Source organism: Shewanella sp. SP2S2-6 (assembly GCF_031931965.1).
In the GTDB taxonomy this organism is placed as follows: Bacteria; Pseudomonadota; Gammaproteobacteria; order Enterobacterales; family Shewanellaceae; genus Shewanella; species Shewanella baltica.
In genome coordinates this window covers 35952-55205 of sequence record NZ_JAUOEQ010000016.1, presented here as the reverse complement: position 1 = coordinate 55205, position 19254 = coordinate 35952, and the positions used below count along the sequence as shown (strand labels likewise).

At 46.7% G+C, this 19254-nt stretch carries 15 protein-coding genes; 12 read left to right on the top strand and 3 right to left on the bottom strand.

What is annotated here, in order from left to right; genetic code table 11:
* Positions 1-9: 9 nt before the first annotated feature.
* Positions 10-423: a cytochrome c-type biogenesis protein CcmH gene (locus Q4Q57_RS12580; RefSeq protein ID WP_311891010.1), complete on the bottom strand. Its 414-nt coding sequence runs from the start codon at positions 421-423 to the stop codon at positions 10-12.
* The gene (locus Q4Q57_RS12575; protein WP_268649840.1) at positions 423-2495 is read right to left on the bottom strand and encodes a heme lyase CcmF/NrfE family subunit; all 2073 of its coding nucleotides are present in this window, start codon (positions 2493-2495) and stop codon (positions 423-425) included. Before Q4Q57_RS12575 ends, Q4Q57_RS12580 begins: the two co-directional genes overlap by 1 nt.
* 510 nt (positions 2496-3005) lie before the next feature.
* Between Q4Q57_RS12575 and sirA the strand changes: the two genes are divergently transcribed.
* From sirA to Q4Q57_RS12515, 12 genes are all read left to right on the top strand, one after another.
* Positions 3006-5135 (top strand): dissimilatory sulfite reductase SirA, encoded by a 2130-nt coding sequence (sirA, locus tag Q4Q57_RS12570; RefSeq protein ID WP_012090331.1) that lies wholly within the window; start codon positions 3006-3008, stop codon positions 5133-5135.
* Between the two features lie 58 nt (positions 5136-5193).
* On the top strand, positions 5194-5637 hold the full coding sequence (locus tag Q4Q57_RS12565; protein WP_012090330.1) for a rhodanese-like domain-containing protein: 444 nt from the start codon (positions 5194-5196) through the stop codon (positions 5635-5637).
* Between the two features lie 93 nt (positions 5638-5730).
* The gene (locus tag Q4Q57_RS12560) at positions 5731-6510 is read left to right on the top strand and encodes an FKBP-type peptidyl-prolyl cis-trans isomerase (protein ID WP_311891009.1); all 780 of its coding nucleotides are present in this window, start codon (positions 5731-5733) and stop codon (positions 6508-6510) included.
* 77 nt (positions 6511-6587) lie between these two features.
* On the top strand, positions 6588-7262 hold the full coding sequence (locus tag Q4Q57_RS12555; RefSeq protein WP_311891008.1) for a tetratricopeptide repeat protein: 675 nt from the start codon (positions 6588-6590) through the stop codon (positions 7260-7262).
* An 86-nt stretch (positions 7263-7348) separates the two neighbouring features.
* Complete coding sequence (locus Q4Q57_RS12550) at positions 7349-8056, top strand: 4Fe-4S dicluster domain-containing protein (protein WP_012090327.1); 708 nt, start codon at positions 7349-7351, stop codon at positions 8054-8056.
* Positions 8057-8058: 2 nt separating this feature from the next.
* Positions 8059-9006 carry an NrfD/PsrC family molybdoenzyme membrane anchor subunit gene (gene nrfD, locus Q4Q57_RS12545; RefSeq protein ID WP_311891007.1) on the top strand — a complete coding sequence of 316 codons (948 nt, stop codon included), beginning with the start codon at positions 8059-8061 and terminating at the stop codon, positions 9004-9006.
* Between the two features lie 116 nt (positions 9007-9122).
* Entirely contained in the window at positions 9123-9614 is a 492-nt protein-coding gene (locus Q4Q57_RS12540; RefSeq protein ID WP_311891006.1) for a nitrous oxide reductase accessory protein NosL, read from the top strand.
* A 10-nt stretch (positions 9615-9624) separates the two neighbouring features.
* The gene (gene nosD, locus Q4Q57_RS12535) at positions 9625-10911 is read left to right on the top strand and encodes a nitrous oxide reductase family maturation protein NosD (RefSeq protein ID WP_311891005.1); all 1287 of its coding nucleotides are present in this window, start codon (positions 9625-9627) and stop codon (positions 10909-10911) included.
* Positions 10908-11945 carry an ABC transporter ATP-binding protein gene (locus Q4Q57_RS12530; RefSeq protein WP_300477389.1) on the top strand — a complete coding sequence of 346 codons (1038 nt, stop codon included), beginning with the start codon at positions 10908-10910 and terminating at the stop codon, positions 11943-11945. Before nosD ends, Q4Q57_RS12530 begins: the two co-directional genes overlap by 4 nt.
* Positions 11942-12817 carry an ABC transporter permease subunit gene (locus Q4Q57_RS12525; protein WP_311891004.1) on the top strand — a complete coding sequence of 292 codons (876 nt, stop codon included), beginning with the start codon at positions 11942-11944 and terminating at the stop codon, positions 12815-12817. The genes Q4Q57_RS12530 and Q4Q57_RS12525 overlap by 4 nt, the downstream gene beginning before the upstream one ends.
* A gap of 219 nt (positions 12818-13036) precedes the next feature.
* Positions 13037-14320, top strand: coding sequence for a helix-turn-helix domain-containing protein (locus Q4Q57_RS12520; protein WP_115333792.1), 1284 nt, complete (start codon positions 13037-13039; stop codon positions 14318-14320).
* A 233-nt stretch (positions 14321-14553) separates the two neighbouring features.
* A complete protein-coding gene (locus Q4Q57_RS12515; protein ID WP_311891003.1) occupies positions 14554-16668 on the top strand; it encodes a M13 family metallopeptidase in 2115 nt (704 codons plus the stop codon).
* Between the two features lie 51 nt (positions 16669-16719).
* On the opposite strand, the gene Q4Q57_RS12510 is transcribed toward Q4Q57_RS12515, so the two are convergent.
* Complete coding sequence (locus Q4Q57_RS12510) at positions 16720-19113, bottom strand: fatty acid cis/trans isomerase (protein WP_311891002.1); 2394 nt, start codon at positions 19111-19113, stop codon at positions 16720-16722.
* Positions 19114-19254 lie beyond the last annotated feature (141 nt).

Here is a 19254-nt window from a genome sequence, read left to right as displayed (position 1 = left end):
ACTCAGTGCTCAGCGCTTAATGAGTCCAAGGCAAATACCTACACCGAGTAATAGCAAGAGTAGCGGGCCAAACCAAAGTGCGACCGTAGAGCCTTTCAGTTCGGGTTGATAACGAATTTTTTCACCATAGCGCTGTACCATAAAAAGAATGATTTCATCTTGGCTATCTCCTTGTTCTAACATGGAAAAAATTTGAGCTTTAAGCTCATGTGCGATAGGGGCTTGTGATTCAAACAAGCTTAGATTTGTTGCCATAGGACAGCGAAGCAGTTTACTGATATCCATAGCTTGTTGTTGATGAGCAGTGTTAGAGACAGGTTGCTCTTGCGCCATAGCGAGGAATGCAGTCCCGCCTAGAAACAGCGTGGTAAAAAGCAACCAGATAAAAGCACTGAGGTAAGGTGAGCGAAATAATGGATTCATTAGGCAAGCATTTCCCTTTGCAATGAATGGGATGAGTTAGGTAAGGCTGCTGGTTTCGGGTAATAACTCAGGCTGCGAGTAGGCCAAGCGGCGACAGTTCCACCTAACATCATTAGCAGTGCCCCAAGCCAGATCCAACTGGCAAGGGGTTTATAGCTGATGCGGATCAGGTATTCGTTATCACTAAGTTGCAATCCCATCGAGACATAAATATCCCGCCATAGGCCGTGATCAATACCAGCATGGGACATTTCCATGGCATTGCTTTTGAAGGTTTGTCGTTGTGGGGTGATATAACCTAGTACCAGCTCATCTTGGGCTGCATCACGGATACTGATATTGGCTTGAATCGCAGTAAAACTCTTGGTCTCGATATTCTCGGTACTTTCATAAACTAAGACATAACCCGCTAACGGCTTACCTTGGCCTGGGCCCATTCTTAGCAGGGCTTCTTGTTCAAAGAAAGAGACGGCCGTCGCACCTATTATAGTTACAGCCACGCCTAAATGAGCAAGCAGCATGGCCATGAGGCGTCGTTTAGGGAGAGGCTTAGCTGTATTTATATTTTCTTTAACAGGCTGTTTATTTTGGTGATTTTTATTTTTTAATCCTAATGCTGCTATCAATGTTAATAATAAGCAAACGAGTAACCAAAGCGCTGCTGCAGTGCCAAGTAACAGAAATAAATTGTTGCCAGTTGCTGCTTGTAAGCTTATCCACAGAGCTGCAGTTAAGATCAGTGCACCGGGTATGATCAAAGGCTTAACTTGAGCTTTGGATGCTTTTTGCCAACCAGCTAAAGGGGCGACGCCCATCAAGAGTACGAGTAAGAATGTCAGAGGCACAAAGATCGCATTAAAATAAGGGGCACCGACAGAGAGTGTACCTAAACCAAGTAATTCATAGAGCAAGGGATAGAAGGTACCGAGTAGAACGGAAAATGCCGCTACGACTAATATTACAATACCGAGTAGCAACAGCGTTTCTTTACTGAAAATGCTATGCCGAACTGAGTGTCTGAAGTTATTGGCTTTAAGTGCAAAGGTGAGCAGAGCTGCGCTAACAAAAAGTATTAATAAACAGAGGATTGACATACCACGGGTAGGATCAGCGGCAAAGGCATGCACTGATTGCACTATGCCGGAACGTACCAAAAAACTGCCCAGCAAACTGAGTGAGAAAGCTAATAGGCACAGCAGCAATGTTGTGATTTGAAAGCCATTAGTGCGTTTCGTCAGAACAATGGAATGGACTAATGCTGTAGCGACAAGCCAAGGGATAAATGAGGCGTTTTCTACAGGGTCCCAAAACCACCATCCGCCCCAGCCCAGTTCGTTATAGGCCCACCAAGAACCAAAGGCATTGCCACCTGTAAGGAAAATCCACGCCAGTAACACCCAAGGGCGAAGGTAATCGAGGTGGCGAGCAGGTAATTTGCCCCCAATGAGTGATGCCAGTGCTGCGGCAAAGCAAACCGTTAGCCCGACATAACCTAAAAACAGCATTGGTGGATGCAGTATTAAGCCAATGTCCTGCAATATGGGGTTAAGGTCGCGTCCTTCGACTGGAATGTTTGGGAGTAAGCGGGCAAAGGGATTGGAGGTAAAGAGTAAAAACAAATTAAAGCCGAGGATCACTAAGGCCAAAATAGCGAGAACTCTGCCAAAGTAAGCCCTATCAGCCTGTAAACTGGCACTATCGAGATTAACCTTATTCGTTGCTTGACGCCAATTGATCACCGCACCCCACAGGGCAATGGCGAACACCCAAAATAACATTGAGCCTTCGTGGCTGCCCCACACCGCCGCGATTTTATAACCGAGGGCGAGCTGACTATTAGAATGATTGGCAACATAGGCGACTGAAAAGTTATCGGTAATAAAGCTAAAAATTAAGCTAAATAATGCTGCCAGTAAGGTAAAAAAGAGAGCGTAGAATAATTTATTGCCAAAGCTGATTAGGTAAAAATTATTTCGGTAGCTACCGATTAAATGATGACTAGCCGACAATAATGCCAACACAGTACTCATGATCAGCAATATGTGCCCTAGCTCTGGAATCATATTTGTCATAGATATTTCCTGCATAGCATTGGTTGTTGAATCGCATTAATTCTGGAATTAATAATGGGTTAACTTTTTTAGCGGTTAATCGCTACTAACTTATTTATTTTTATTGTTGCCTGGCTAAATTGGATATTGAGTCTTTAACCATTTAACGATTGACTCGCAGGGTAGCTGAGTTTTTGTGGAAGGAATGTGATCTGTCTCGGCATTAAAATGGTCATTTATGACTTTGTTTATTTTTGAAAAATCAAAGCCATTTTTAGATTTTTTTAGAGTTCAAAAAACATCTTTTAGATCTAATTAACTACTGTTTTTCATTGTTTAAGGTGTTGATTTGTTATGATTTAATTATTTTGGCTCCTCTTGATTTCTGAATTAAAATTTAATGTGCTCTAGCGCAGATTTTTTGTTTTTCCACTCCGTCATCATGCAGCCACTGGTCAATTGTTTATGTCGTTCAGTGAACAGTTAGGTTCAGTGGAGAATATAAAACTAATGATAAATTAGGAGTGAATGATGAAGCGATGGAAAATCAAAACAGCCTTAGGCGTGCTGTTTTGTTTAGGTTCTGCCGTAAGCGCTACCACAATCGCCTCCGATGCTAAATCGGATGGTAAAGTGGTCCCTGGAGTGGGTAATAAACAGCAATCCCACTATACTCAAGATATTTTGGCTAATCCCAATTTAAATGACAATTTAATGGAGAAATCCCGTGGTGTTAAAACACTGCAGGATTATATTGTTCAAGAGCAAGAATTATTTGATTTTTTATTTGAAAATCACCCCGTTTTTAAATATGACGCGGAAGGTCGATTAAAGGGCACTTATAAAGTCAGTGACCGCGGTGAAGAATATTTACACGGTGGTGACAGTGTTGCTTACAGTAAACACAGTAAAGAAGTGAACTCAACTGATGGCACCGCTGTACGTTATAGTGCCTATAACGATGGTCAACGTCCAAAAGCACTGCAATATCGTTTAGGGGCAAAATCGATTTTAGATTTCCCTAACAAGTTTGTTGGCCCCGAAAAATGCGGTGAGTGTCATGGTCCGCAATACGAAAAATGGAGACGTTCACGTCACTCTAAGACGATTCGCTTCCCTGGCGAACATCCAGAAGTCGATAACGACCTGAAAAAAACCATGTATACCACCAAAGATACCTCGATTCTGCCATCGGGTATTACGCCAGACGCTATCTACGCCACTGTGGGTACACCACGTACCAAGTATGGTTTTATCGACGCCTATTTAGTGCGTGGTACTTACCATGTTAAAGACGGTCTATTGAAGGACGGCACTGGGACTATGGTCGCCGGTGGTAACCAATTCTCCCGCGGTTGGGCTGAGTGGTTAACCCCTGAAATGGCTGCAAAAATTAACAAAGCTATCCCAAGTTTCCCTGTCAAAATGGAAGATTTTGGTACCAGCGGTTCACACCAATGGGGCATGAGCTCATACGGTGCTAAGTACGAGAAGGAATTCCTATTCCAACCAGCTAGCTCCTATTGCGAAATGTGCCACAGCTTTAAGTTTGACTTCCAAACTAAAGATGAATTCTTCGCTGCCTTAGGTAACCCAAAAGAGCTGCAAAAACACACGATTTCTAAAGGGATTACCTGTGAAGAGTGTCATGGCGCAGGCGGCCACTTAGACGGCGGTATTGGTGGCGGTATGCCATCTAACTGTGAACGTTGTCACCAACGCTTCAATTTTGTTGAAGAGCTAGCTGAAACGCCACAGGGTAAAGAGAAACTGGAATATGCCTTCAACGTGAAGATGAAATCTTCTTGCCCATCTTGCGGTACTGAAGGTTCGCAAATGTTTGCCTCTGCACACTATGACAAAGGCATGCGTTGTTCAACCTGTCACGATCCACACGAAGTGACTGATGGTGATTGGAAATCTGGTACTACCAAGCCAAAAATCATCAAAGAGTGTACTGACTGTCATACGGCTCAAGCCGAGATCGCCAAGAACACCAACACCCACAGCAACCAAACTTGCCAAAGCTGTCACATGCCAAACATGGGAAGCTGTGAAAACTTCACGGCGATCCAATTCCCAGATATGGCGGGCTTCGACAACGTGCGTAAGTCACACATGTGGAAGATTGATGTCGACCCACTGCGTAAGACCCTCAACCCACCTGAAGGTAAGTCGCGCGATGCGACGACTAAGGGCTGGACTGTGGCGAAAGATGAAAACGGCTACAACTACCTCGACTTGATGTGGACCTGCGCCCGTACTTCAGCTTCAGACCACGATGTGACCGAAAACAAAGGTTGTCATAGCCAGTTCCAATCTGAACTTGAAGTGGGTCTGCACTTTGAAGACCAGATGGAAATCTATGGCGAAGTTCAAAAGTGGCAAAAACCAGTTAAAGAAACTTTTGCCCTAGTAGAGCAAGCCCTTGCCCGTATCGACAAGCTGTTAGAAGTCACCAAGCTGTCGGTTGAAGACAAGACGCAAGTGTTGATGTTGACCGACAAAGCCCAAGATGTTGTTCGCCTGATTAAGGCTGACGGTTCATGGGGTGCGCACGGCCCAAGTTACTCACTGAAACGTCTTGATGCTGCCTTAACCTATGTGACTCAAGCCCAAGCCATTATCGATGGTAAAGGTCTGAGCGCACAGAAAATGTAGTTCGACTCGAGTCTAACTTGTCCCCGACACACCCGTGCCGGGGAATATACGAGGCCAAATGATGAATAACGTGATCCGACAAAGCCTTATCGGCGGCTTAATGGCTCTGAGCTTAGGGGGCATTAGCCTACCCGCCATAGCAGGGGGAGGTTCTGATATCTCTGAAGCGCCCTATAACGAAATTCAGTTAAATCCTATTTCCATGCGGGAAGCTGAAACCTTAGTCGGCAAGCAAGAGGTTTATTTTTTCGACGTAAACACGCTGGAAATCTGGGCGGAAGGTTTTGTCCCCGGAGCGGTTTTTTTCAATGTTCAAAATTGGAGAGAGTTACTTCCAAAGAATAAAGATGCGGTGATGGTGTTCTATTGCGCTAATCGCCTTTGTACCGCTAGCAACATGGCCGCTCGGGAGACCATGAAGCTAGGTTACACCGGAGTTCGCCATATGGCCGACGGTATTTTCGGTTGGCGTATGTCCGGAAGAGCAACAGAAAAACCATAGTAATCAAATAAATATTTTAATCGGTTATGGGTAATGCCCATACGTTTTCGGCTAACGCACTAAGCCCAAGGGCTAAATAGAAGAGAATATAAAATGAAAACATCTATGCCAACGTCTTTTATCCCAAAAACCATCACAGTGGCGACCTGCGCCGCACTGTTTGTATCTATGGCAAGCTTTGCCGCCCCAAGCCTTAAAACCGATGCAGAAAAAGCGTCTTACAGTATCGGTGCCTCTGTCGGTAACTACATTTCTGGCCAGGTTTATAACCAAGTGGAACTGGGCGCAGAAGTGAATGTGGACTTAGTGGTTCAAGGTTTTGTGGACGCGCTGAAAAAACAACAGCAATTAACCGATGAAGAAGTGGTGACGTATCTCAATCAACGCGCCGAAGAATTAAATCAAGTGAGAAAAGCCAACGCTGAAAAATTAGCTGCTGAAAATACCAAGGCGGGTGAAGCCTTTCTTGCTGAAAACAAAATGAAGTCTGGCGTCAAAGTGACTGATTCTGGTCTGCAATATGAAGTGCTGGTTACGGGCGAAGGCAAAAAGCCTAATCCAGAAGATGTGGTGACCGTTGAATACGTCGGCAAGCTTATCGATGGCACTGAATTTGAAAACACCGTTGGTCGCAAAGACCCTACGCGTTTTGCCTTAATGACAGTGATCCCCGGTTGGGAAGAAGGCTTAAAACTGATGCCTATGGGCTCTAAATACCGCTTTGTCATCCCCGCAAACTTAGCCTATGGCAATGAATTTGTGGGTGAAATTCCACCGCAATCTACCTTGATCTTTGAAATCGAACTGAAAAATATCGAAAAGCCAAGTGAGAAAAAAGAAGCCCGCATGATGGGCATGATGCCTGCTCACTAAGAGCAAACATCGGGGACTGAGCGTTTAGTTTTGTTCGCTCAGTCATAAGCTTGGAGCGGCAAACAAAGAGGTTAGGTATGGCAAGTTTAGGGTTCACCATCGCACTCCTATTAAGCGGATTTGTTGCTTGGATTTTTTGGCAACACGCACGCTTAAACCAACTGCAAACCGTGGCGAGCTTGCCTCTAGCCTCCCATGGGTTGCCAGTGCTGTGCAGTGGTGTATTGCTTGTCATGACGCTAGCCATCTACAGCCAAACGGGGCGTTATCAGGATTGGGATAAGGGCATAGTCAATGAACATATTGACTACTTAGTCGCTGCCGACATCACCAAAGCCCTGCGTCTCGTGGATGAACAACCGCAAAACCCGTTGGCATTACAGGCGCTTGCCCAGGCTTACAGCGCGGGTGGTTTATATAGCGATGCGGTGCAGACCTTAGACAAGTTGCTTGCGCTAGTGGGTGAGGACGCCGAGGTGCTCGGCGCTAAGGCCAATGCCCTGTATTACCGCGATGCGCGCCAAATTACACCACAGACCCAAGCTGTGATAGCTCAAACCTTAGTCATTGCGCCCTTTGAGCCACAGACCCGAATGTTACAGGCCACCGATGCGTATCTGCATGGGCGTTACCAAGAGGCGATAGACCATTGGCAGGCATTACTGTCACAGCCAAGGGCAGAGATTAATCATGAGGCCCTGTTAAACGCCATTGGCAAGGCCCAAAGCAAATTGAATGAAAGTGGATATTAATCAAGTCGCTAGCCATTTTCAGGCATGTAGGAACGATAACGATATAAATAAAAACGTCGGTATAAAACCGATAGATGGAGGATGTTGTGAGTGAAAATATAGAGAGACGGAGGTTCCTTAAAAGCGCTGGCATGTGCTCTTTGATGTTAACGCCTTTAGCCGGGTGTTCGGTCAAAGAAGATGCTGACAGCGCCCATAAGCCCCATTACGTCATGGTCTTTGACCAAAATAAATGTGTCGGTTGTGGTGATTGTAAAACCGCCTGTAACCAAGCAAACAACTTACCCGCGGGTGTTTCTCGGGTGATCCTTGAGCAGCAAAGTGGTCGTGTTGAAGGTCAAGCCTGCCCTCACTGCGGCAAGATGGTTTGTGACTGTGAACGTAAGTTTGTGCGGGTTTCCTGCCAGCAGTGTAAAAACGCCCCCTGTGTCACTGTTTGCCCAACGGGCGCCGCGCACCGCGACGCCAAAACCGGCATTGTGACTATGGATGCAAGTAAATGCGCGGGCTGCAAATATTGTATTGGCGCATGTCCTTACAATGCACGTTTGATCAACGACAACACCGATGTGGCTGATAACTGTGACTTCTGCTTGCACAGCAAGTTGTCTAAGGGCGAGTTACCCGCCTGCGTACAGAGCTGTAAGTACGACGCGCTGATCTTTGGTGATGCCAATGATCCTCAGTCCTATGTCAGTAAGTTATTGGCGGTAAAAGACTCTGTGCGGATTAAGCCACAGTTTGGCACTGAGCCGAGCTTACGTTACATACCAATCGTTAAACTGGGAGTGTAAATATGGATACCAGTATGGAATTTACCCTCGGCTTATCCCAAGGCGTTGCTTGGCCTTGGCCGATTGCTGTGTATTTATTTTTTGCGGGGATCTCGGGTGGGGCCTTAACCATTGCGCTGGCGCTGCGTTTTTACCTAGGTCAGGTTGAAAATACCGCCTTCTTAAAAGCCGCGACTCTGCTGTCCTTTGTCACCATTAGCTTAGGGATGTTATGTCTGGTGCTCGACTTGACTAACTCCTTATTCTTCTGGCGAATTTTGGTGTTCTATAACTTAAATTCTGTGATGTCGATTGGTGTTATTGCGCTGTCGGTGTATATCCCGTTAGTGGCAGTCGTGGCGCTTTTAGCCCTCGAAAAAGAGTTGATGGCCATCCCACAATTGAAGTTTTTAGCGCCGATTATTGCCAAGTTAAAAGGCTTTAGGCGCCCAATGGAAGCGCTTGCGTTAGTGCTGGCGTTATCAGTGTGTGCTTACACCGGCTTCTTGATTTCTGCGCTGATCCGCTTCCCGCTGATCAACACCTCGGTACTCCCAGCACTGTTTATTGCCTCGGGTTTATCCGCGGGTGGCGCTTCAGCCAAAATGCTGGCGGTGTGGTTATTTAAAGAGCCTCTGCACAGCGGCGAAATGAAGATCCTGCACGGCGCCGAATGGCCCATTATGTTCGCCGAAGCCATGTTTATTTTCATGATCGCCACCGCGTTATTAACCGGTAATGCCGGTGGTCAATTTGCTTTTGCCGCCTTCCATGAAGGTGTGTGGGCAAGCGTATTCTGGATTGGTGTTGTGGGTATCGGCTTTGGTGCGCCACTGCTACTGAACTTTGCGACGGGTAAACATTTTAGCCATTCGGCCAAAGCGTTTTATATGTCGGGAATGTCTGCGGTGGTGGGCATGATGTGTCTACGACTCTTCATCCTGTTAGCGGGTCAAAACTACGCGATTTAACTATGTACTAAGGCCTCGGCCTTTGATGAACCATTTTTTATCAACCCTCGTCGCAAGAGGTCTGTCCCTGCAAGGTGCCTTGGCGAGGCGTTGATATTTTTCAAAGGATTAACAGCATGAAAAAGATCTTTGGGTTGTTACTACTCGCTCCTTTGTTATTAGGCTGCAATAAGAGTGAAGCGACCGATCACCAACATAAAGCCGAGATGATCCACGAGCATGATCGTTGCCATCTGTGCGGTATGGTGATCACTAAATACCCTGGACCAAAGGGGCAAGTACATCTTAAGGCCGAGAAGATGGTACCTAAGTTTTGCTCTAGCCGCGATATGTTTAACTTTGCCTTACAGCCTGAAAATAAAAGACAAATTGCTTACATGATGGTGCATGACGCCGCGACAACCGATTGGGAACAGCCTGATGATGGCGCCTTTATCGATGCCGCCAGCGCATTTTATGTTTACGGCACCAGTAAAAAAGCCGTGATGGGGCCAGCAGTCGCACCTTTTAGCACTAAAGCCGCCGCCGAAGCCTTTGCAAAGGAATACGGTGGACGCGTATTAACCTTTAACGATATCACCCTCGAATTGCTCGCTGGCGATAAGTAGGCGATTGCTCATGCTGCGTTTATTGCTCATCAGTTGGCTCTGCACCTTATCCTTTATCGGGGTAGCGCAGGAGCTAAGGGTTAAAGATACCGCCTCTTTAACCCAAGCATTAGCGCAGGCGCAGGATGGTGACACGCTCGTACTTGATACCTCCGTGTATGAAGGCAATTTTAATGTTACCCGTTCCATTCATATCAAGGGCGAAGCGGGCGCGACCCTCGATGCCCTGCGCCAAGGCAGCGCCCTCACCATTACTGCACCCAAAGTGATTGTCGAAGGACTCAATATCCGCCATTGGGGACGGGATCTTTATTACCACGATGCAGGCATTTTATTGCAGCCCGGGGCAGACGAGGTGCTTATTAAGGGCAATCGGCTGGTGGGGGATGGCTTTGGGATTTATGGCGAGCAACTTGCTGCGCCGCGCATCATTGAAAACAATATCAGCGGCAATGGCGCCATTTATGTGTTGGATCGGGGTGACGGTGTCTTTCTCAAGCATGTGAGTGCGCCCCAAGTGCAAGATAACCATTTTATTTTTGTCCGCGATGGCGTGTATCTCGAGTCGGTGACGGACAGCCAAATTCACCATAATCAATTCGCTAAGTTGCAATACGCCATCCATTACATGTACACCCGAGGCGATGAAGCCGCGCACAATCAAGCTATCAACGTCGATGGCGGTTATGCCCTGATGAGCTCAAAGCAAATCTACCTGCACCATAATCACGTTAGCCAAGCGCGGGACTTTGGTATTCTGCTCAATATCACCAACGAGTCCCATATTCAGGCCAATACCGCCACAGACGTTAAGCATCCCCAAGGTTCGGTGGAGCTGGGTAACGAAGGCAAAGGCATTTTTATTTACGCTGCTCAAAATAACCGTATTCAAGATAACGAGTTTAGTCATAGCGATACTGGGATCAGTATGGCCATGGGCGGAGAGGAAAACCGTCTTTGGCATAATCGAATCATTGCGAATCAAAACCAAGTGAAATATGTCGGCGACACACAGTTAGAGTGGAGTTATCAAGGACAAGGCAATTATTGGTCAGAATACCAAGGCTGGGATCTGGATCTAGATGGGATAGGTGATTTGGCCCATAGGCCCAATGACAGCTTAGACAAACTATTTTGGCTTTATCCTGAGGCAAAACTGTTAATGGAAAGTCCAGTTGTTTTACTGCTGCGTTGGGTTGAACGCCAATTTCAGCCCAGAATGACGACGGGAATTAGCGATAGTTTTCCCTTAATGCAATCGGTCTCGCCCGCACTTATTGATGGAGGTACGCAATGAATCAGACTTTCACATTCTCGACGAATAAGCCTGTGGCCAGTGCTGATATTGCCGTTAAAGCGATAAATGTCAGTAAATTTTATAACAACTTTAAGGCATTGGAAGACGTGAATTTTGAGGTTTTAAAGGGCCAAGTTGTTGCTCTCCTTGGTCATAATGGAGCAGGTAAGTCTACGTTACTTAAGCTTATTTTAGGATTGCTAACTCCTACACGTGGCCAGATCCAAGTTCAAGGGCACAATGTGGGATCTATGAGTGTCAGGTTGAGTTTATCTTTAGGTTATTTACCTGAAAATGTGAGCTTTTATGACAACATGACCGCTCTCGAATTACTCGGCTATTTCGCTAAACTTAAAGGCGTCGCTCTTGCAAAAGTGCATGAATTACTTGCCGAATTTGGTTTAGAAGCCGCTAAAGATAAACGTCTGAGTACATTTTCCAAGGGAATGCGGCAGCGCCTTGGGCTCGCTCAGGCAATATTGGCTGATCCTCAGATATTGTTACTTGATGAGCCGACTGTCGGTCTAGATCCCTTAGCATCGGCTTTTCTGTATCAAAAAATAGCCCAACTTAAGGCGAAAGGCTGCGCGATTATCATCAGTACCCATGAGTTAGGATTAGTTCAAGATCAAATGGATCGGGCTTTGATTTTAGGCCGAGGACGAATGTTAGCTTCGGGAACTTTAACCGCCCTTAGATCTGCAACTCGGTTGCCAAACCAGTTTTTTTTGCATTCTTTGTCTCACACTCAAAGGCTAGAGGTGCTCGCAGATCCTATTTTAGCCAGCTGTGTTGAGATGAGTTCGCCGCAGGGATTAAAACTGACTGTACCGCAGGGGCAAAAGTCAGGTGTTTTACATCATCTATTGCAAAAAGTGCCGGCAGGGGATTTTTCTGTTGAGCCTCCGAGTTTGCAGTCTGTGTTTCATCACTATATGGAAACCGTTTGTCATTCTCTGCCCCAGGTTGTATCTGCAGATACCACTCAAGTAACAGATATGGCTCAAGGCGTTAAGTGGGAGGCCGCCGTATGAGTCAATCAGAGGTTTTGCAGTGTGGTCATTTAAGTGCTCTAAATATAGTGAGTACCATAGCTGCCAAGGAGTTTAAGGACAATTTGCGCAATCGATGGCTATGGATGATGGCGGGTGTATTGTTGCTGCTCTCCCTTAGTGTGAGTTTTATGGGGAGCGTAATATCGGGCAGCTTAGTAGTATTTGAGCCTGCGCAGATCCTTTCTGGGCTTGTGACTTTATCGGTATTTATGCTGCCATTAGGCGCGATTTTGTTGAGCTATGACAGCTTTGTCGGTGAGAAAGAATCTGGCACCTTATTGTTATTACTGACCTATCCATTGGAGCGTTGGCATCTTGTCTGCGGCAAGTTTTTGGGCCATGCGTGCGTAATGACTATCGCCAGTATCTTAGGTTTTGGTGTGACAGGAGTATTACTGCTACTCGTTGGCGATGCTCAGGCTCAACTCGCGATAATTATCGGATTTACCCATTTGATAATAAGCAGTATTTTGTTGTCATTAGTGTTTGTTCTATTGGGCTATTGGGTTAGCCTGTGTGTGCGAGAAAAAGCCAAGGCACTGGGAACGTTACTTATTTTATGGTTTGTGCTTGTGCTGGTTTATGACCTTATTTTGCTCAGTGTTTTGGTTGGAATGAGTGAAATGCTTAATCGCAATCTATTTAATCTACTCATTTTACTGAATCCTACTGACTTGTTCCGTGCCTTAAATTTGCTTGCCGCACCTTCGGATACACTAGCAGCTAAAAGTAGCCTTTCCTTAATCGCGCAAACGGGATTGGGATTACCCATGATGTATGGTTTGTTAGGCGGCTGGATTATTGTTCTATTATTGGGGTGCTCTTGGGTCTTCAAACGTCAAGAAATTTAGTTTAGCAAATCCTGTATTAGCCTAATTTTGTGCTTATTAAACAATAACTAAACTGAGCATGCAGTCACAGTATTTTATGTTGTTAAAAAGTAAAATAAACCATCTTAGATAGGTGGCTGCAAGTCACAGTGCTTTTGGGAAAACATGGTCCCAATCTGCTTGCCCGCCGTTAGCGCAATCATACCTTATCTGCTTTTGCTGAGTTTTCGGGCGTTTAACATGCATAAAATCACTTCATATTTATTTTTAGATGAACAGGCTAAAAAACTAGTTGATCAAGTGCATGGCACATCCATAGACCTGACTTTTTCTGAAGCGGCTATATTGGTACGCTTGTTATCTTCCCCCAACGCCATATTGACGAAAGAAGCCTTGTTGCAGGTGGGTTGGCCAGACCGCGTCGTGGCACCGACTTCACTAACACAGTGCATCAGCACCCTAAGAAAAAAACTCGAGCCTTATACTGAAGTACAGCTCAAAACCGTGGCGCGCCGCGGTTATCAATTGCATATTGCTGAGCAATCCCATGTAAAGATGTTGGCTATAAACGATGCAGATGCAATCCGTGATGCTTTAGTTGGGGTATCGGCTTGGACCAAATTTGCAGGTATTGCTTTCTTGGGCCTGATCTTGGCGATCTTCTGGTATATGAGTGATCACCATGCGGTGGTTAAACAAGTGGCTAAGTGGCATGCAGATAAATACATCAGCCTCAATATCGGTGGGACTCTGGGAACGGCGCAAACTTTCTATATTGGCGATGAGGAGCATTTACATCCGTCTTGGTGGCAAAAACATTTGGCGCCAGAGGGAAATCATATCAGCAGTATTAAGCATTTCAGTGCTTTTGCAGCCACGGATGGTAAAAACTATTCCATGGCAATTTGTCCAGAGCTAGACGCAGAGGCTTGTAATGGTCGCGGTATGATTAATATCACCGCAATAGATGCGAAACCTGCAGGCTTAAATATGACGGAATTTATTCCGCTGAGTCAAAAGATGGAGCAGCGGATTCGTTATAACCGCATTGTTCTCCCAGCGGATGACAAGGGTAAGGGGGAGTTAGTTGAGCATAATTACCATGCGGATATCTATTTTCCTGTCGCGGGTGAACTCTTAGTTCGGAACGATCTCAGCATGTCTCTGGTGTATGAAGGGGAGAATCGGGGAAATTTCTATTCAACCTCTTGTATAACAGATCAAGATTGCTTAACGACACCGATTAAGTACACGATCCGCGGTGAGTTTGAACAGTACCAAACTGAGATTAATGATCTTAAAGTCGATGTTTTCTACGTTAAAGTGTTACAAAAAGAGCTGACAAAACCGGATGAAGTGAGCAATTCTGCCATGCAGTTTTATCGTGAAATTCGTAAGCATGATATCCGCGATGAAGAATTATTCTATTATCGTGTTTATCAAAATGAGCATACGGCGGTATGGATTATTCCTCAAATGGGACAAGTGCTTGCATGGACTCAGTACAATCAGCTCAAGTTATAGTAACCTTAAACCACACTTGATTAAGCCGACATAAAGTCGGCTTTTTTGTGTCTGCAATGAGGGAGTTTTTGATGGCATTAAGTGATTGGTTGAGACGCTGCGGCTCAAAATGTGTGCATTAACTTTTTATCATAAAAAGTGGCTTTGTTTTACTTCTTCATTCAGTGCCAGTTACACTGCAAAACCTAATCATCACAAGATAAATACAATAATAAAAGAAAGAGGAGCCATTCATGTCGGACCGTCTTATTCCCGTGCTGTTACTGTCTACTTCAGTACTGACGGGGCTCACTGCTTGCAGTGATAACATCACAGAAAACACAGTTAAAACCAGCGAAAGCGCACCTAAAAGCCAAGACGTTGCCGCTCAAATGCCAGTAGGTATTAATGTCGCGGCTATGTCGCCAACCGTAAAACCTGGGGATGATTTTTATACCTACGCCAATGGCGAGTGGATGAAAACGACGATGATCCCAGCCGATCGCTCCAGCACTGGCGCTTTCCTCGTTGCCTTTGAAGCAACCGAAAAGCATAAAACCAGTTTGATTGCCGAACTGGTAAAAGCGCAGCATACGGCGGGTAGCGACGAAGCGCGTATCGCCGATTTCTACAAGGCTTACACAGATACTGCCGCGATTGATGCCGCAGGAATGAAACCTGCTGAGGCGGATATCGCCCGTTATGAGGCCATTGCGAGCAAGCAAGATTTATCCGCAGCATTAGGTGAAAACCTGCGCGCCGATGTTGACCCTCTCAACGCGACCGATTTCCATACCGAAAACCTGTTTGGGATCTTCGTCACCCAAGGTTTAGCCACGCCGGGCGAAGTTTTGCCTTACTTTTTGCAGGGCGGTTTAGGCTTACCCGAGCGCGAATACTATCTGTCTGCCGATCCTAAAATGGCCGACATTCGCAGCGCTTACCGTGCTTATATTGAAACCCTGCTCAAAGATGCGGGCGTGAGCGATGCCGCTGCCCGTGCCGATCGTATTTTCGCCCTTGAAAACAAGATTGCTGCCGCCCACGCTAGTCGTGAAGATAGCGAAGATTTCGCTAAGTCTTCGGGCGTGTGGAGCCGTGCTGACTTTGATGCTAAAGCACCGGGTATCGACTGGACTGCTTTCCTCGCGGCGGCGCAACTGGGCAATCAGCCCAAATTTGCAGCCTACCATGCGACGGCAATTACAGGACTTTCTGCGCTAGTGGCCTCTGAGCCTTTAGAAGCTTGGAAAGATTGGCTCGTGTTCCACCAGATCAACAGCCACGCCGATGTGTTGCCATCGACTATAGACAACGCTTCGTTTGCCTTTAATGGCACTAAACTTTCTGGGACGCCAGAGCAGCGTAGCCGCGATAAACGTGCCTTAGCGGCACTCGATCAATACCTAGGTGATGCCGTAGGCCATGCCTATACCGAGCAATATTTCCCTGCTTCGGCCAAGGCTGAAGTCAGCACTATGGTGGATAACATAGTGGCCGCTTTTGGTCAGCGAGTGGAAAAACTCGATTGGATGGACCCTTCCACTAAGAAAGAAGCCCTAGCGAAAGTGGCGACTATGGCAGTGGGCGTGGGTTATCCCGACAAATGGCGCAACTACGACAGCTATGCTGTGACGGCGACTAATGCCTACGCGAATGCCATCAATGGTGAAAAAGTAGAGTACAGCCATCAGCTCGCCAAGATTGGCAAACCAATGGATAAAGGCGAGTGGTGGATGACGCCGCAAGTGGTGAATGCGGTGAACTTGCCCGTGCAAAATGCGCTTAACTTCCCTGCGGGTATTTTACAGCCACCATTCTTCGATGCTAAGGCCGATGCCGCTTACAACTATGGTGCGATTGGCGCTGTGATTGGCCATGAAATCAGCCATAGCTTTGATAACAATGGTGCGGCATTCGACTCGACTGGCGCTATGCGTAACTGGTGGACGCCGGCTGACTTTGCGCAGTTTGCTAAGCAAGGCGATGCGTTAGCAGGGCAGTTTGATACTTATGCACCTTTCCCTGATTTACACGTCAATGGCAAGCTGACCTTAGGTGAAAACATTGCCGATGTGGCGGGTTTAGCCGCGGCACTTGATGCGTACCATGCCTCGCTTAACGGTAAAGAAGCCCCAGTGATTGAAGGCTTTTCGGGCGATCAACGCTTCTTTATCGGCTTTGCGCAAACCTGGGCCACTAAGATGCGTGATGAAGCGCTGCGGGCTCGCGTAGCCACCGATGGCCATGCACCCGGTATGTACCGCGCGCTGACAGTGCGTAACTTAGATGCTTGGTATAGCGCATTCGATGTTAAGCCTGGCGACAAGCTGTATTTAGCCCCTGAAGATCGCGTTAAAATCTGGTAAGTTTACTGGCTTGATTTCAAAGCAAGGGGAACGCTAGCGTTCCCCTTTTTATTAACGATTTTGCAGGCGGTTGTAATCCAGCCAACCGCTTTCTATCGGGTGATTGTCGAAAAATATCTGATTGAGTTTGTCACTAAAGGCCCAAAAGGTGGGATCGCTACGGCGTACAGCCGCAATATCGAGCAGTGCCTCATAGTCTTTCTCGGTTTGCATTTGCTCTACCGCCGCCACGATTTTAGGTAAATCTTGTTCTTTCACCAGCCAGAAGGCTTCTGGGTAACTGCCCAATAAACCATGCACTAAGGTGACATCATCCTTTGCGGGTTCGCGGTTACTGGCCTCATTAAACAGGCTCGAAATATTACGATGGGCACTATTGCGAACTAAGGTAAAGACCTCGGCTTTACCCGCTTTTTCGGGCTCGACCATGATCATGGTTAGTTCAGGTAACAGGGTCGCTTGGGTGCCTTTTAATCGACCTAATGCCTGCAACAGCGCCTTGCTGTTGGCTTGCAAGTTGCTGTTTTCTATTTGATATCTATTTGGCTGAACCTTAGCGACTTTCTGCCCGAGCTTTTGATACAACTCGCCCTTGAGGTCATCGCTATAGTAGAGCACGCCCGTGGGCTGATTAAAGGTGTTGATATCCCCCGCGATAAACGCCGTGAGCTGAGTGCCAGCCCCTTGATACCAATCACTAAACTGTTTGCGCCTTTCCTCCTGGGGTAACAGGGTCAGGAAATTTGATTCCCCTTCCATGCGTAAAAAATCCATGTATAAGCGAGTTAAAAGCTGGTGGCCGTAGTTACCATACACATCGAAACCTGCGACCAGTAAATAGTGGATACGCTCCAATAAGGCGTAATCGATAATCCAAGCGGTTTTGGGCGGCTCGCCAACTAAACCTTTGACCACAGTGGCATTATCGAAGTGGCGAAACACTGTCAGGCTAGCATTATCATTGTTGTCGTCACCATCCCAGAGCCCGTCGATAGTGAGGTGTTGGCCGTTTTTAAACTTCTCATTCAAGAACTGATTACGCGCCCGCATGTACTTGCCTTGCTTGGCGGCATATTTCACCCAAGTTACGGCGAGTGCAGTGCTTTCTTCCTCCGCTGGCATTCGTAGGTTTTCAATCTGGGAATGGTAGAAGGTCCTAAAATCCGTGTCGTCCATATAATCTGGGGTAACAAAGTACACCCAGAATCTGTCGTTAATCACATTGAGCGCCACCTGACCACGGCACACTGGGCCTTTAATAAAGCCCATAATGGTGTCTTGGGCGCGGGTCAGCATAAAGCGATAGCGCGCACCGGCAGGAATTTGAATAAAGGCTTCGAAGGGATTGGCCGCAATGCTCGGCTGGTAGCTCGGCAGCTGAGTTACTGAGTAATCCGCATCGATAAACCATTGCTGCCAGTCGTGCAGCAAGCCAGTATTTAAGGCATAGGGGATATGAGTTTTATCGACTATGGTCGCTCGATAAGGTCGAAAACGGTAATAGACACGTTCCACCTTAGGATCGTCGAAGGGACGACGGGAGGCGATAATATCCAGCGCTTGCCCCGGCGGCGTCCTCGAACGCACTAACTCGAAAAATAGAGGCTGGGCGTTTGGCTGATTTAAAGATTCAAAATATAAGTGAAAGGCAAACAAATGCTCGTAGATGTAGCGTGCGCTTAATTGGCTCTTTAAACTGTCGCCGTTTAAGAATTGCTCCCAATGGGTGATTTCCGTTATAAATTCAGGGGCTAGCGATGGTGCGAATGGCAATGGCGCACCTTGTTCGAGCCAGTGCATCAACACTTGATGTTCATTCGCATTCAGCGCTGGCAAGCCATAGGGCATACCCGCAAACGGTTGGCTTTGCTCGTATTTGTCCATTTCCTCTAGGTTGGCGCATTGCTGAACTCTGTCGAGGCTGAAATCAAAACGCTTATCTAAAATCTTGTCTTCGGGCAGGGGATGCATTTGCTTAAGCGTGAGCATTCTGGCCAATACCGAGGCTTGGGTATTGGCTTCTGGAGTTTGATTGCGCTCGTTTAACATGGGGTAAAACCCGCGTTGACGCCAAGCTTCTGGGGTAAAGGCATCGACAAATAAACGATTGGGCGTGGCGGCGACTAAACGTGTGCCTTGATAGACTTTTTCCTTACTCGCTCCGCGTTCTATGCCTTCGCTTGAGGTCATTTTGAGCTGGCAGGGAGCATCGTAGCAGGCATGGCACACCACGCAGCGGCTATTGAGGATTGGCTCAACTTGTGTGTGCACAAATTCGGCCTGTTGAACAAATTGGTTGTTAAGCTGTGCATTCTCGACGCGCTTTTGCGGTGAGCTAGTGCCAAACAGAGCATTGAAATCGATTTGCGCTACACTGGCACAACCCGTCGCCAACAGCACTGTGGCCAATAACAACCTTTTCCATATTCTTTTTATCGCATCCATTCAGGACTCCTTTATTTGCCACCTAGCAGAGTTAGCCATTTAGCCCACTGATCAGCATCACTTTAGCAGAAGAGTGTGTTGGATCTAAAATTTGCAGCCTGATTTTATCCTAGCTCTCGCTTAACTTATGCCGCAGAGTTT